15 protein-coding genes are annotated in these 13,161 nt (G+C 68.1%); 5 read left to right on the top strand and 10 right to left on the bottom strand.

What is annotated here, in order from left to right; genetic code table 11:
* Window positions 1-10 precede the first annotated feature (10 nt).
* Complete coding sequence (gene arsC / locus ACFO27_RS14655; protein WP_376817987.1) at window positions 11-355, top strand: arsenate reductase (glutaredoxin); 345 nt, start codon at window positions 11-13, stop codon at window positions 353-355.
* Window positions 356-426: 71 nt separating this feature from the next.
* Window positions 427-1,206, top strand: a complete 780-nt coding sequence (locus tag ACFO27_RS14660) for a bestrophin-like domain (protein WP_376817988.1) — start codon at window positions 427-429, stop codon at window positions 1,204-1,206.
* Between the two features lie 84 nt (window positions 1,207-1,290).
* On the opposite strand, the gene ACFO27_RS14665 is transcribed toward ACFO27_RS14660, so the two are convergent.
* Together ACFO27_RS14665 and ACFO27_RS14670 are read right to left on the bottom strand one after the other, a co-directional pair.
* Window positions 1,291-2,550, bottom strand: a complete 1,260-nt coding sequence (locus ACFO27_RS14665; protein ID WP_376817989.1) for an NAD(P)/FAD-dependent oxidoreductase — start codon at window positions 2,548-2,550, stop codon at window positions 1,291-1,293.
* A 150-nt stretch (window positions 2,551-2,700) separates the two neighbouring features.
* Window positions 2,701-4,557, bottom strand: coding sequence for a methyl-accepting chemotaxis protein (locus ACFO27_RS14670; RefSeq protein WP_376817990.1), 1,857 nt, complete (start codon window positions 4,555-4,557; stop codon window positions 2,701-2,703).
* A gap of 221 nt (window positions 4,558-4,778) precedes the next feature.
* On the opposite strand from ACFO27_RS14670, the gene ACFO27_RS14675 reads away from it, so the two are divergent.
* Window positions 4,779-5,075, top strand: coding sequence for an acylphosphatase (locus ACFO27_RS14675; protein WP_376817991.1), 297 nt, complete (start codon window positions 4,779-4,781; stop codon window positions 5,073-5,075).
* Between the two features lie 99 nt (window positions 5,076-5,174).
* Window positions 5,175-5,603, top strand: a complete 429-nt coding sequence (locus tag ACFO27_RS14680; RefSeq protein WP_376817992.1) for a DUF411 domain-containing protein — start codon at window positions 5,175-5,177, stop codon at window positions 5,601-5,603.
* A gap of 43 nt (window positions 5,604-5,646) precedes the next feature.
* On the opposite strand, the gene ACFO27_RS14685 is transcribed toward ACFO27_RS14680, so the two are convergent.
* Together ACFO27_RS14685 and ACFO27_RS14690 are read right to left on the bottom strand one after the other, a co-directional pair.
* Entirely contained in the window at window positions 5,647-6,882 is a 1,236-nt protein-coding gene (locus ACFO27_RS14685) for an OmpA family protein (RefSeq protein WP_376817993.1), read from the bottom strand.
* Window positions 6,879-7,694 carry a motility protein A gene (locus ACFO27_RS14690; protein ID WP_376817994.1) on the bottom strand — a complete coding sequence of 272 codons (816 nt, stop codon included), beginning with the start codon at window positions 7,692-7,694 and terminating at the stop codon, window positions 6,879-6,881. The genes ACFO27_RS14685 and ACFO27_RS14690 overlap by 4 nt, the downstream gene beginning before the upstream one ends.
* Before the next feature lie 306 nt (window positions 7,695-8,000).
* Here ACFO27_RS14690 and ACFO27_RS14695 point away from each other — a divergent pair, with 306 nt between their 5' ends.
* Window positions 8,001-8,207: a hypothetical protein gene (locus ACFO27_RS14695; RefSeq protein WP_376817995.1), complete on the top strand. Its 207-nt coding sequence runs from the start codon at window positions 8,001-8,003 to the stop codon at window positions 8,205-8,207.
* Between the two features lie 232 nt (window positions 8,208-8,439).
* Here the strand turns inward: ACFO27_RS14695 and ACFO27_RS14700 are convergent, their stop codons facing one another.
* The 6 genes from ACFO27_RS14700 to ACFO27_RS14725 are packed head-to-tail and all read right to left on the bottom strand — an operon-like array spanning window position 8,440 to window position 13,008.
* Window positions 8,440-9,069, bottom strand: coding sequence for a HutD/Ves family protein (locus tag ACFO27_RS14700; RefSeq protein ID WP_376817996.1), 630 nt, complete (start codon window positions 9,067-9,069; stop codon window positions 8,440-8,442).
* Between the two features lie 23 nt (window positions 9,070-9,092).
* Complete coding sequence (hutG, locus tag ACFO27_RS14705) at window positions 9,093-10,028, bottom strand: formimidoylglutamase (protein WP_376817997.1); 936 nt, start codon at window positions 10,026-10,028, stop codon at window positions 9,093-9,095.
* A complete protein-coding gene (locus ACFO27_RS14710) occupies window positions 10,025-10,810 on the bottom strand; it encodes an amino acid ABC transporter ATP-binding protein (protein WP_376817998.1) in 786 nt (261 codons plus the stop codon). Before ACFO27_RS14710 ends, hutG begins: the two co-directional genes overlap by 4 nt.
* Window positions 10,807-11,475, bottom strand: a complete 669-nt coding sequence (locus ACFO27_RS14715; RefSeq protein WP_043682593.1) for an amino acid ABC transporter permease — start codon at window positions 11,473-11,475, stop codon at window positions 10,807-10,809. Before ACFO27_RS14715 ends, ACFO27_RS14710 begins: the two co-directional genes overlap by 4 nt.
* Window positions 11,472-12,215, bottom strand: coding sequence for a transporter substrate-binding domain-containing protein (locus ACFO27_RS14720; RefSeq protein ID WP_376817999.1), 744 nt, complete (start codon window positions 12,213-12,215; stop codon window positions 11,472-11,474). Before ACFO27_RS14720 ends, ACFO27_RS14715 begins: the two co-directional genes overlap by 4 nt.
* Window positions 12,216-12,249: 34 nt before the next feature.
* On the bottom strand, window positions 12,250-13,008 hold the full coding sequence (locus ACFO27_RS14725) for an IclR family transcriptional regulator (protein WP_376818000.1): 759 nt from the start codon (window positions 13,006-13,008) through the stop codon (window positions 12,250-12,252).
* Window positions 13,009-13,161 lie beyond the last annotated feature (153 nt).

Here is a 13,161-nt window from a genome sequence, read left to right on the forward strand (position 1 = left end):
GGGGATCCGCATGATCAGAATCTACCACAACCCGCGCTGCAGCACGTCGCGCAAGGCGCTGGAAGCGGTCCAGGCCACGGGCCGGCCCGTCGAAGTGATCGAATACCTGCGGGCCCTGCCGCCGCGCGACGAACTGCGCGAGCTGATCCGGGCGGCGGGCCTGACCGTGCGCGAGGCCCTGCGCGCCAAGGAATCCGCCTACGAGACCCTCGGGCTGGCGGACCCCTCGCTGACCGACGAACAGCTGCTCGACGCCGTCGAGCGGCACCCCGTCCTGCTGAACCGGCCCTTCGTCGTCACGGACAAGGGCGCGCGCCTGTGCCGGCCTTTCGAAACGATCCGGGAAATCCTCTGATCCATCCCTGACGTCCGCCCATCATGATCCCGGCGGGCCGATACCCGCCAACACCCGGAGAGGGCCTCGCCGTGTTCGACTTCATGTACGATCTGCCCGAATGGGCCATGTTCGCCGTCTGCGTGCTGCTGGTGGGGGGCTTGTCGGCTTCCGCCTTGATCCTGATGGGCGCCCTGCGCCGCCTCTGGCCGCCCGGCGCGGCCCCCAACATGGTCAACACCATGCTTTCGGGCATCCTGCTGCCCACGGGCATCGTCATCGCCTTCGTGGCGTCGGACATCTGGCAGCAGGACGCCAAGGGCCGCACCGCCGTGGAACAGGAAGCCATCGCCGTGGCCGACACGCTGCGCGTCGCCAAGTTCCTGCCGGCCGACATGCGCGAGCAGGTCACGGGCGTGCTCGACGATTACATCCGCGAAGTCATCGAGATCGAATGGCCCCTGATGGGCGAAGGCCGGGCCAGCCAGGTCGCCGAGGACCAACTGGAAGCCCTGATGGTCGCCGCGGTGCGGATCGAGGCCGGAGCAGACCGGGTCGGCCTGCAACGCGCCGCCGAGGCACTGCGGCGCTACGCGACGGACATCGAGAACGCCCGCAACCAGCGCCTGCTGGTCTCGCACGGCCGGGTGATGACGACGAAGTGGGCCGCGGTGCTGGTACTGCTGTTCGTCGCCGCCTGCGTGCTGAGCGAACTGCACATCGGCCATCGCCGGCCGCTGGCCCTATCCCTGGCGCTGTTTTCCCTGGGCTTCGGCGCCACCCTCTATTTGATCGCCTCGTTCGACCGGCCCTTCACGGGCACCACCATCATCGAGCCGACGTCCCTGTCCGTGCTGCTGGTCCGGGGGTAGGGCGACCGGCCCATGAGCCGGATCGATGAATGAGCGAGCCCCGGGCCGCCGCATGCGCGGGCCGGGGCTCGTTCCGGGCATGCGTCAGGGCTGGACCGAGGGCACGCCGGCCGGGAAACGGCGCGTGCGGTGCGTCACCGGCAGGCCGCGGCCCTTGAGCAGGATGTTCCAATAGAACCAGGGCATGAAGCTGCGCTTGAGCCACCAATAGAAGCGGCGCGGAATGCGCGGATCGAACGGAAAGCTGGGCGTGATCGTGCCACCGTAGGTGAATTCGGCCAGCAGGACCTTGCCGCGCGAGGTCGTCAGCGGGCAGGCGGCGTAGCCGTCGTAGCTTTCGACGTTGCCGGCGCCGCGCAGGACGCTCAGCAAATTCAGCGTCAGCACGGGAGCCTGGCTCTTGATGGCGGCGGCCGTCTTGCTGTTGGGCGTGGACGTGCAGTCGCCCAGGCCGAACACATTGGGATAGCGCGTGTGGCGCAGCGTGTTCTTGTCCACTTCCAGCCAGCCGTTGGCGTCGGCCAGCGGGCTGCTGCGGATGAAATCGGGCGCACCTTGCGGCGGCACGACGTGCAGCAGGTCATAGGCGACTTCCTCGCGCACTTTCTCGCCGTCCACCACCGATTCGAAGACGGCTATCCTTTCCTCGCCGCGCACCTGGACCAGGTTCTGGCCGTAGTGCGGCCGGGCGTCGTAGGACGCCATGACCTTGTCCAGCGCCTGGGCGTAGAAGGGCACGCCGAAGACCGAGGCGCCGGCCGAACGGAATTGCAGGCTGTCGACCTTCACGCCCCGGCGGCGGAAATGGTCGGCCGCCAGGTACAAGGCCTTCTGCGGGGCGCCCGGGCATTTCACCGCGCCGGCCGGCTGGGTGAAGACCGCCGTGCCGCCCTGGAATTGGCGCACCAGTTCCCAGGTGTAGGGAGCGAGATCGTAGCGGTAGTTGCTGGTCACGCCGTTCTTGCCCAGGGCGTCGGCCAGGCCGTCGATGGCGTTCCAGTTGATCTGGATGCCGGCGGCCACCACCAGGTAGTCGTAGGCCACGCGGCTGCCGTCGTCCAGTTCCACCTGGCGTTCGTCGGGCAGCAGGGAAGTCACGCGCTGCGCGATGTGGCGCACGCCGTCGGGCAGGCAGTCGTGCAGGGACCGGCGGGTGTCCTCGGCCTTGTAGGCGCCGCCGCCCACCAGGGTCCAGGCGGGCTGGTAGTCGTGGTTGCTGGACGGATCGATGACGGCGATGTCCAGGCCGGGCTCCTGGCGCCGGAGCTGGGCGGCGACGGTGGTCCCGCCTGTGCCGGCGCCGACGATCACCACGGTGTGTTTGCGGATGGATGCGTTGCTCATGAGGGCCTCGAATGGATCGGATGGAGCCTGGGGCGGGGCGCCCTGCGGCACAATGCGATCATTCTAGGAGCCGGCCCCCGCAGGGAGAACGACCGATGGGCTATGTCTTTATGACTCCCTCGACAAAAAACCGGATGGCTCTCATGGGTATCAATCGCGCGGAGCGGGCAGGGCGGCCGGGCCGGCCCCGGGGCCGTCATCGAGCTTGAAGCCGGCCACAGCCTGGGCCAGGATCCGCGCCTGGTCGCGCAGGCTGTCGGCGGCGGCGGCCGATTCCTGGACCAGCGCGGCATTCTGCTGCGTCATGCCGTCGAGCTGCTGCACGGCAATCTCGATCTGGCTGATGCCCAGGCTCTGCTCGCTGGTGGCGACCTTGATCTCGCTGATGATGTCCGTGACGCGCTGGACCTCGGACACGATCTTGTCCATGGCGGTACCCGCCTGGCGGACCTGCTCGCCGCCATGCGCGACCTGCGACACATTGGTGTCGATCAGGGCCTTGATCTCGCGCGCCGACTGGGCGCTGCGCTGGGCGAGCGACCGGACTTCGGACGCCACCACGGCGAAGCCAGCGCCGTGCTCGCCGGCGCGGGCGGCTTCCACCGCCGCGTTCAGGGCCAGGATGTTGGTCTGGAAGGCGATGCTGTCGATCACGCCGATGATGTCGCCGATCCGGGCGGCGTTCTCGTTCATGCCCTGCATGGTCTCGACCACGCGGTGCATCAGCTCGCCGCCCTCGCGCGCGGCGGCGCGGGCGCTTTCGGCCAGCTGCACGGCGGCATTGCCCGAATCGGCGGTCTGCTTCACCGTGCTGGACAGTTCCTCCATGGAGCTGGACGTTTCCTGAAGGCTGGCGGCGGCGCCTTCTGTGCGGCGCGCCAAGTCGGTGTTGCCGGCGGCGATCTCGTCCGAGGCCAGGTGCACGGAATCCGTGGTCTGGCGGATGCTGCGCAGGGTGCCGGCGATCTTGTCGACGAACTGGTTGAACGAAGCCCCCACCAGGGCCAGCTCGTCATGGCCGTCCTGGTCGAGGCGCTGGGTCAGGTCGCCTTCGCCGGAGGCGATGTTCTGCAGGGCGTCCTTCAGCTTGCCCAGGCGGCGCAGCAGGGCGCGGGTCAGGAGGGCCAGGGCGAGCGCCGCCAGCGCGATCATGACGACGCCGGTCAGGATGGCCTGCAGGCGCATCTGGCGCACGCCCGCCAGGATGTCGCCCTGGTCCAGGGCGATCGCCAGCATCCAGTCGGTGCCCTGGATGCGGTGCGCGCTGAGCCAGTACCGTCCGGCGGCGTTTTCAGCCTCCACGAGCGCGCCGGGCTGGTCCGCCAGGCCCTGGAGCCTGGGGATGTCGTAGCCGGCGAAGACCTCGGTCGCCGGCTTCAGGGACAGGTTCGCGTCCGGGTGGGCGATGATCTTGCCGTCGCCGGAGACCAGGTAGGCGAAGCTGTGCTCGGTGGGGCGCAGCGCGCGCGTGCTGGCGACGATGTCGTCCAGGCCGATGTCGGCCGCGATGACGGCGCGGGTCTTGCCGTTTTCCTGCACGGGAACCGAGACGCTGACCACCAGTCCGTTGGACGCGGCGTCGAGATAGGGCGCGGTCAGGATGGGCTTGCCGGCCTGCGCCGCCAGGGTATACCAGGGGCGGGTGGTGGGGTCGTAGTCGTCCGGCAGCTTGAGCACCTGGCCGAACTTCATCTTCTTGTCGGCCGAGCCGATGTAGGTGGCCATGAAGCGCCCGGAATGCAGCGCCTGCAGCAGGAACGGCTCGGGCGCGTCCGTCAGCGCCACCGGCCGGACCGAGGACAGGATCGCGACCTTGTCCCGCGCCCAGCTTTCGATTTCCCGGGCATTGCTGTTGATCAGGCTTTCCGTCTGGGCTGCGACGAGCTCCCTGACGGCGGTCTGGGCGGAGTACAGATTGGCGGCGGCCAGCAGGCCCATGGCCACGGCGACGGTGGCCGCGGAAGCCAGGACCAGCTTGGCCCGGATGGATAAGGAACGAATGCCCATATGATCGAAGTCCAGGTGATGGATCGGTGCCGGTTCGCGGCTGGCCGCACGGATGGATGCGAAAGAGCGGAAGCGCCTTCAGGAAACATCCCTCCGGGAACCTTTTTACGGCCCGTTTCGGTTACAGTTTAATGATCAAGCAATCCCTTGGTGTCCTCTGAGCCAGCCGAGCGGAAAGAAGTCTCGGCTGAACCCCCGATTGCTTTCCGATTCACGACCGTATGAAATCCCTGCCTGAACATCACGACCTCGAAACCCTGTCCGTCTTCGTCGAAGGCCGCGTGCAGGGCGTCGGCTTTCGCGCCGCCACCGTCCGCCAGGCGCATCAGCTCGGACTCGGCGGCTGGGTGCGCAATCTGCCCGATGGCCGGGTCGAAGCGCTGATCCAGGGCGAACGCGCCGCCGTCGACCGCATGCTGTCCTGGCTGCTCCAGGGGCCGCCCGCCGCCCGGGTGGCCGGCGTATCGCACACGGAAACCCCGACGGAACGCCACTACGAACGGTTCGAGCAGATCTGAGCCGGCGCGATCGGGCGCGACTGAACCAAACGGGTTTTTCACGCTCCAACCCATGGCCCGCCAGTCCCGGCGGATCATGGCTCAATACCTGAGGTACGCATGAAACGTTTCTTCGCCGCCGGCCTGCTGGCCGCCGCCCTGGGGGCTTCCCTGTCCGTCCACGCCCAGGCGGGCGAGGCCGTCACCGTCTACCAGGATCCGAATTGCGGCTGCTGCCACGGCTGGGCCGAGCACATGCGCGCCGAAGGCTTCGACGTGCGCGAGGTGCCTTCGTCCGACATGGCGGCGGTCAAGGCCCGGCTGGGCGTGCCGATGGAACTGGCGTCCTGCCACACGGCGCGCCTGGAATCGAGCGGCCAGATCGTCGAAGGCCACGTGCCGGCCTCGGCCGTGCGCAAGCTGCTGGCCTCGAAGGACACGCGCGGCGTGGCGGCGCCCGGCATGCCCCTGAATTCCCCCGGCATGGGGGCGATGGACGGCAATCTGGTCACGCTCGATTTCGACGGCAGGCCGTTCTCGCGCGACTGAGGCCGGCGCGGAGCACGGGCGCCGGCGGCCGGGCCGGGGCGCCTCAGGGCCTGGCGGATGATTCCGGCGCGGCAGCGGTTTCCGCGCCGGGCCTGGAATCGGACCGCGCGGCCTTGTCCCGGTCCTCGTGCGGCTTTTCCACCACCAGTTCCACCCGGCGGTTGCGCGACCGCCCGTCCGGCGACCGGTTGTCGGCGATCGGCCGGGAATCGGCATAGCCCACGGCCTTCAGGTGTTCCTTGGCGATGCCGTTGGCCTGCAGGTAGCGCACCACGCTGCCCGCCCGGGCGCTGGACAGCTCCCAGTTCGACGGATAGCGGGCGTTGCTGCGCACCGGCACGGAATCCGTGTGCCCCTCGACCGTGATGTCGTAGCCGGCGTCGGACAGCACCCTGGCCATGCGCCGCAGTACCGACAAGCCTTCCCGGCTGAGATCCGCCTGGCCTGTGCCGAACAGGATCTCGCTGTTGATGCGGAAGCTGATGGAGCGCCGGTTGACGATCACTTCGACGTCATGGCCCAGCTCGCCCAGCGGCAGGGACGCCGCCAGGGCGGCGCCTTCGGACGGCGCCTCCTGGTCGGGGGCCGGCGCAGCGGTGGGCGCGGCCGATGGATTTCCGTCCGCCCCGTCCGCGCCCGCGGGCGGGGGAGGAGAGGCGAACGCGCGCGCGGCGTCCTCCGCGGAATAGGGGGCGATGTCCTCCGGCGGCGGGATCTGCGCCAGCGCCACGGCCCCGTCGATGCCTTCCGGCGTGGTCGTGGCGGCGGCCGCCACGGCTTCGTCCGGGCGGGGCGCCACAGCGGCCGCCGCGAAGGGGGCCGGCGGCGTCTCGGGCTCGAAGTCCGGGAAAGTCCCGTACAGCGGCGAATGTTCGGGCCCGGCCGGGGGCGGCGGGGCGAAGGCGAGCGCGGCGTCCTCCGCGGAATAGGGGGCGATGTCCTCCGGAGCGGGAATCGGCGCCAGCGCCGCGGCCGGCGGCGCATCCGCCCGGACGGCCGGACCCGGCGCGCCGTCCCGCTTGCCGATGGCCCCCGAAAACGCCAGCATCACGATCATGGCGACCAGCAGCAGGGTCATCATGTCCAGGTAGGTGATGAACCAGATGTCTTCCTGTGCCGAGTCCGTCGCCGGCTGTTCCAGACCCCAGCGGTCGGACACGCTCGCGCGCTTGCGGTCGCGTCGCAAGGCCTGCCGGGCCTGATGCAGCTCGGCCTCCATCGCCCGCATGCGCTGGGCGATGGCCTGGGCCGGGTTCGGTTCGGCGGGTCCGCGCCTCATGAGGGCTCCGGCTCCTTGTTCCTGGGCGCGGCGACGGGTTTCTGGTCGCGGATCTCATCGCGGATTTCCGCGATGAAGGCCTTCAGCGTTTCCCGCATCAGGGCCGGGCTGCGCTTCTGGCTCATCATGGCGATGCCCTGCATCAGGGTATTCATCAGGATCAGGCGCTGCTCGGTGCGGCGTTCCAGCTTGACCGCCACGGGCTTGAACACCAGGTTGGCCAGCAGCACGCCATAGAAGGTCGTCATCAGGGCCAGCGCCATCTGCCGGCCGATGGCCGTGATGTCGCCGTCGCCCAGCAGGAACAGCAGGTTGACCAGGCCCACCAGGGTGCCCACCATGCCGAAGGCCGGCGCGAAGCCCGCCATGACGCGGAACAACTGGGCCTCGGCGTGTTCCTTGGCCTTCATGCGGGCGACGCGCCATTGCAGCAGGTCCAGGATGTCCTGCTCGGGCACGTTGTCGATCACGAACTGCACGCCGTTGCGCAGAAAGGGGCTGGACACCCGTTCCAGCGCCTGCTCGACGGCATGGATGTCGCTCTGCATCCAGATGCGAGCGATCTCGACCAGATCCTCCAGATCCTTATCGACGTCCAGGGGCTCGTGGTGCACGACGCTGCGGATCAGGCCGAAGATGCGCATGACCTCGCGCAAGGGATAGGCGATGAAGGTCGCCGCCGCCGTCCCGATCAGCACGATGCCCAGGCCCGGCCAGTCGACGAACAGTCCCGGATCCTCGGCCGACAGGAACAGGACGATGGCCAGCATCAGGATGCTGGCGACGATGCCGATCAAGGTGGATGGATTCATGCGTGGAACCGTTGGAGGAAAAACAGTGGCATCTTACCGTGATCGACGGCGCCGGCGCTCGAAGAACAGCGGGCTCTTTCCTGGCCGCCGAACGGGTCGCCGGGGCCGGCAGGCCGACAGGGTTTCGACGGAATCGGCGGGACCGGACTCAGGCCGCCCGGTCTCTTCCTGACCCTCCCTATAATTCGCATAATGTATATTATGTAAAGTCAAAGAAATCCACACTCGGAACTCAATCTGGATGGATTTGCCCCGCCGGTCGGAGCACACTATCCGTAAGCGCTTCGGCAAATAAAGGAGTAACGCATGTCGTTCATCCTGACCTGGGTCATCATCGGAGCCGTGATCATGCTGGCCTACATTATTTTCTTCATCGATATCGACCATCGATGGGCCGACGGGTTCATCGGCTACCCGCTGGTCTATCTGCTCACGATTTTCCTGTGGCCGGTTACCGTGCTTTGCCTGATCGGAACACGGTTTGCCGCCACCCGCTACGCGCGGCGCCGATGACGCGCGTCCCTCACTGATACCGGAGGCAAACGCCATGACGGAGAAAGACATCCGGCCCGATCCCGCACGGAAGAGCCACGAACACCCAGAAAAATCGCAACCGCTCTGCCCGCAATGCGGCGAGCCGCTCCAGGACTGCGATTGCGCGAAGCGCTGGGAGAATGAAGGCGGAGCGCCGTACCCGCGGAATAACGGGAAACCCGGCTGACTTTTTGCCGTTCGCGCCGGCAATTCAAGCGGTCTCGATCCGCGCGGCGATCAGGCAGGCGTCGCGGGATTTCGGCGTCAACCTCAGGATCGGGCGGTCGCCCGCCGCCACGCAAAGATGCAGCGTGTCGCCGGCTTCCAGCACGCCGCGGCTCAGGCGGCCGCCGGACACGTCCACCTCGTAGGCTCCGCGCCAGCCGTGCCACAGCCAATGTCCCGGGGCGAGGCGCCGGGCGAGCGCGCCGTGGAACGCCTGCGCGTGGCCCTGCGCCTTCGTGCGCCGCAGCATCAGGTTGAAATCCCGCACGGGACCGGCGGGCAGTTCGCAGCGGTAAGGCTCCTCGCCGGCGAAGCGGAAGCCCTGGCCGGCCGGCAGGATGATGGCGCGTTCCGTGCGCTCCTGGATCAGGCGGATCGGGCCGCCCCGGGTGACGAGCAGCACGCGGTCGACGCCCTCCCAGTGCGAGAACGGCCCGGGCGCCGCGACGTCGGCGGCGCTGACGCGCCACAGGAAATCGTCCATCTCCGCTCCGGCGGGATGGACCGCGATCTCGCGCGTGACGCCGCCGCCGTTCTTCCAGGGACTCTCGCGCGGCTCGGCGGCGCGGATGAAGCGCAGCCAAGTCGCGGCCGATCCGCCGGGGGACATCGACATGACGGAACTTCCCCCCGGATCCGCTAGGGCCTCAGCAGATGCCAGGCCAGCCGGGCGGCGGCGCGGGCCGTGTGGTGATCGACGTCGTGGTCCGGGTTCATCTCCGCGATGTCGGCCAGGTGCAATTTGCCGCTCTTCTTGACCGCCAGCACGCAGGCCTCCACGACGCTCAGGGGCACGCCCAGGGCGGCGGGCGCCGACACGCCGGGCGCCACGCCGGCGGGCAGCACGTCCAGGTCGATCGTCAGGTAGACCAGGTCGGCCTCGGCCAGCAGGCCGCCGATCTGCCGCAGGCGTTCGGGCAGGTGGCGCTCCTGCATGTCCATGTCTTCGACGTGAAAGACGTCCAGTGCCCGGGCATGATCGTACAGCCCGCGGGTATTGCCCACGGGCGACACGCCAAGGCACGCGTAGCGGATGGGCAGCCCGTGGTCGCGGCCGTATTCCAGGATCTGGTCGAAAGGAGTCCCCGACGACCCCGGCCGGCTGGTACGCAGATCGAAATGCGCGTCCAGGTTGAGGACCAGGATGCGCGGCGGCGCCCCGCCCTCTCCTTCCAGATGGGCGGCCAGCCCCTGGAAGCTGGCCCAGGCGACCTCGTGCCCGCCGCCGAGCGTGACGGGACGCGCGCCCGCGTCCAGCGCGGCGGCGACCTTGCGCGCCAGCGCCCGCTGGGCCTCTTCCAGCGCGTCGCCCTCGCAGGCCACGTCGCCCGCGTCCCAGAAACGTTCCAGGTCGTGCGCGGGCAGGTTCGCCAGCATGCGCCGGATCGCCCCGGGCCCTTTCGCGGCGCCCGGACGGCCGTGGTTGCGCCGCACGCCCGCGTCGCTGGCGAAGCCCAGCAGGACGGCGTCCCCCGCCCCGCAGCCGTCCGGCCCGGTGCGCACGATCTGGTGCAGCCGGCGGGTGTCCCCGCTTTCGGACGCGTCGTCGCGCCCGGTCCAGAATGTATCGCTCATGATGCGCCCGCCTCCATGGGGCCCTTGCTGAGTACCGCCTGCAGGAACGAGCGGGTGCGCTCGTGCCTGGGCTGCTGGAAGATGACATCCGGGCGGTCCGCCTCGATGACCCGGCCGTAGTCCATGACGACCACGGTGTCGGCCATCTCCCGGGCGAAGCCCATTTCATGGGTGACGACCATCATCGTCATGCCTTCCTTGGCCAGCAGCTTCATCACCTGCAGGACCTCGCCGACCAGTTCCGGGTCCAGCGCCGAGGTGGGCTCGTCGAACAGCATGACCTCCGGCTCCATGGCCAGCGCCCGGGCGATGGCCACCCGCTGCTTCTGCCCGCCCGACAGGCTGTTGGGCATGGCCCGGGCCTTGGATTCGAGCCCGACCTTGGTCAGCAGCGCCAGCCCTTTTTCGTCGGCCTGCGCGGCCGAAGCGCCCCGCAGGGTGCGCGGGCCGATGGTGACGTTCTCCAGCACGGTCAGGTGCGGGAACAGGTTGAAGGACTGGAACACCATACCCACGCGGGTGCGCAGGTGGTTCAGGGCCTTTTCGGGCATCAGCGCGCCCTCGTCGAGCAGGCGCTCGCCGCAGAGTTCGATCGTGCCCCGCTCGGCGACCTCCAGGCCGTTGCAGCAGCGCAGCAAGGTGCTCTTGCCCGAGCCGCTGGGGCCGATGACGACCACCACCTGGGACCGGTCGACCTCCAGGTCGACTCCTTTCAGGACCGCATTGTCGCCATACGACTTGTGGAGATCGCGAATCCTGATCATGACGTCGGACGTACTCATTGCACCATGCCTCCGGCCTGCAGGCGCAGCTCGACGCGGCGCAGGATTTTCGATGTGGCGCTGGTGAGGATCCAGTAGATCAGCGCGATCACGAGATAGACCTCCAGCGAGCGGTAGGACACGCTGATGATCTTCTGGCCCTCGTGCATGACGTCGTGGATGGTGACCAGGGAAACCAGCGCCGAATTCTTGATCAGGGCGATGAACTCGTTGCCCAGCGGCGGGATCATGCGCACGACCGCCTGCGGCAGAATGATCTTGGCCATGGCCTGGGCCGAGGACATCCCCAGGGACCGGGCCGCTTCCATCTGCCCCTTGTCCACGGACTGGATCGCGCCGCGCACGACTTCAGAGACGTAGGAGGCCGAATACATGCCCATGCCCAGCACCCCGCAGACGAAGGCCGGCAGCAGGATGCCGAAACGGGGCAGCCCGAAGAACCAGATGAAGAGCTGCACCAGCAGCGGCGTGCCGCGGAAGCAGGACAGGTAGACGCTGCATGCCTTGTAGACGATCCTGCGCCGGGGGTTCAGGCGGCCGATGCCGATCAGCAGGCCCAGGCAGCAGGAAAGCAGCAGCGCGCACACGGTGACCTCCACCGTCACCCAGGTGCCGCGCAGCAGGTCTTCCCAGCCGGCGAGCGCGGGCGTGAAGTCGAGATTCATTTCTTCCCCTCGAACCACTTGTCGACCAGGCGCTGGTACACGCCGTTGGCCTGGATGGTCTTGAGCGCCTGGTTCAGGTCCTTGGTCAGTCCGGGCTCGTTCTTGCTCACGGCGATGCCGTATTCCTCCGTCGTGATCTGCTCGTCCAGCACCGTGAAGCCGGGATTCTGCTGCGCGAACAGCTTGGCGGCCGGCTTGCCGGTCACCGCCGCGTCCGCGCGGCCGATGTCCACCAGGTTGAACATTTCCTGGTTCTTCTCCACCTCGACCCGCTGCACCTTGGGATAGTGCTGCTGCATGTAGTTCACGGACTTGGTGCCGACCTGCACCGTGACGCGCCGGCCGTCCAGGTCCTTCAGCGTCTTGATCGGGCCGCCGCTCTTGGTCAGCACCACGAGCCCGCCGGCGTAGTAGGGATCCGTGAAGTCCACGGCCTGCTTGCGCGCGTCCGTGATGTAGATCGCCGACATGGCGGCGTCGGCCCGGCCGGACAGCACCGCGGGGATGAGCCCCTTGAAGTCGATGTCGGTCCAGGCGATCTTCTTGCCCATGGCCTGGGCCAGGGCCTCGGTCAGCTCGATGTCGAAGCCCGTCCGCTTGCCGTCCACGGTCATTTCCATGGGCGGGAACGTCGGGTCGGTCACCACGCGGATGGTGTCGGACGCCGCCTGGCTGGCGGCGGACGCGCCGCCCAGCGCCAGGGCCAGCAGGGTGATTCGGAAGGTCTGGGAAAGTTTCATGGGGAGTCTCCTCGGTGTGTGGGCTTGTCTCGGGTCAAAGGCTCTGCAGCCGCGATGAAATGTGCGCCGCCCCGCGCACGGTCATCTCGATGAATCGTTCTTCCTGTCCTTGCGCCCGCAGCGAAGGCGCCATCAGGGTGATGACGGCCACGGCGGCATGGCCGTCATGCTGGAACAGGGGCGCGCTCGCCCCCCAGACGCCGGCGTCGACTTCGCCGTTGGTGACCGCGTATCCCTGGGCGCGGATCCGCTCCAGCTGGTGTTCCAGGTCGGCCCGCGCGGCATCGTCGAGCAACTGGTCGCGCTGCAATTGATCCAGCACGGCGCGCCGCTGCTCGACGTGCATGAACGCCAGCAGCGCCTTGGCCGAGGCGCCCTTGCACAACGGCAGCATCCGTCCCTTGACGAAGGAGCAGCGCAGCGGATGCCGGCTTTCCACCATGTCGAGACAGACGATCTGGTGCTTGACGGCCATGAGCAGCCCGATCGACTCCCCGCTGAGGTTCGACAGGGCTTCCATTCTTTCGTGTGATTCGAGCGTGAGGAACGAGGACTGGTCGAATCCCCAGGCCAGGGGCACGCACATCGGTCCGGGCGAGAATTCGTTGTCCCGTCCGATCACGAAGCCCCAGCGCCGCAGCAGGGACAGCTGGCGGTACAGCGTGCTTTGCGCCAGGCCCGTCAGGTCCATCAATTCGGCGATCGTGGCGCCGCGTCCGAGCCGGGCCAGCGTCGCCAGGACGTGCAGGACCCGCTCTGCGCTGCCTTTGGCCACGGCGTGATCTTCTTGCATGCGGATGGGCCCTCGCGAAGGAAATGGCTGGCGGCGAAACCGTGGCGGCACGAGGCGGATCCTTGGCCGGCCCCCCTGTCCCGCACGGGATGAAGCCCATCATAAATATTTTTTGATAATTTCTTGTCTCGTATTCTTATCCAGTGAGAATAT

The sequence above is a fragment of the Castellaniella denitrificans genome, assembly GCF_042653765.1.
In the GTDB taxonomy this organism is placed as follows: Bacteria; Pseudomonadota; Gammaproteobacteria; order Burkholderiales; family Burkholderiaceae_B; genus Castellaniella; species Castellaniella denitrificans.

Excerpts from the sequence above, each read along its gene's own strand:
- arsC (WP_376817987.1), top strand. The coding sequence starts at position 11 with ATGATCAGAATCTACCACAACCCGCGCTGCAGCACGTCGCGCAAGGCG.
- ACFO27_RS14665 (WP_376817989.1), bottom strand. The coding sequence starts at position 2,550 with ATGAGCAACGCATCCATCCGCAAACACACCGTGGTGATCGTCGGCGCC.
- ACFO27_RS14670 (WP_376817990.1), bottom strand. The coding sequence starts at position 4,557 with ATGGGCATTCGTTCCTTATCCATCCGGGCCAAGCTGGTCCTGGCTTCC.
- ACFO27_RS14675 (WP_376817991.1), top strand. The coding sequence starts at position 4,779 with ATGAAATCCCTGCCTGAACATCACGACCTCGAAACCCTGTCCGTCTTC.
- ACFO27_RS14680 (WP_376817992.1), top strand. The coding sequence starts at position 5,175 with ATGAAACGTTTCTTCGCCGCCGGCCTGCTGGCCGCCGCCCTGGGGGCT.
- ACFO27_RS14685 (WP_376817993.1), bottom strand. The coding sequence starts at position 6,882 with ATGAGGCGCGGACCCGCCGAACCGAACCCGGCCCAGGCCATCGCCCAG.
- ACFO27_RS14690 (WP_376817994.1), bottom strand. The coding sequence starts at position 7,694 with ATGAATCCATCCACCTTGATCGGCATCGTCGCCAGCATCCTGATGCTG.
- ACFO27_RS14695 (WP_376817995.1), top strand. The coding sequence starts at position 8,001 with ATGTCGTTCATCCTGACCTGGGTCATCATCGGAGCCGTGATCATGCTG.
- ACFO27_RS14700 (WP_376817996.1), bottom strand. The coding sequence starts at position 9,069 with ATGTCGATGTCCCCCGGCGGATCGGCCGCGACTTGGCTGCGCTTCATC.
- hutG (WP_376817997.1), bottom strand. The coding sequence starts at position 10,028 with ATGAGCGATACATTCTGGACCGGGCGCGACGACGCGTCCGAAAGCGGG.
- ACFO27_RS14710 (WP_376817998.1), bottom strand. The coding sequence starts at position 10,810 with ATGAGTACGTCCGACGTCATGATCAGGATTCGCGATCTCCACAAGTCG.
- ACFO27_RS14715 (WP_043682593.1), bottom strand. The coding sequence starts at position 11,475 with ATGAATCTCGACTTCACGCCCGCGCTCGCCGGCTGGGAAGACCTGCTG.
- ACFO27_RS14720 (WP_376817999.1), bottom strand. The coding sequence starts at position 12,215 with ATGAAACTTTCCCAGACCTTCCGAATCACCCTGCTGGCCCTGGCGCTG.
- ACFO27_RS14725 (WP_376818000.1), bottom strand. The coding sequence starts at position 13,008 with ATGCAAGAAGATCACGCCGTGGCCAAAGGCAGCGCAGAGCGGGTCCTG.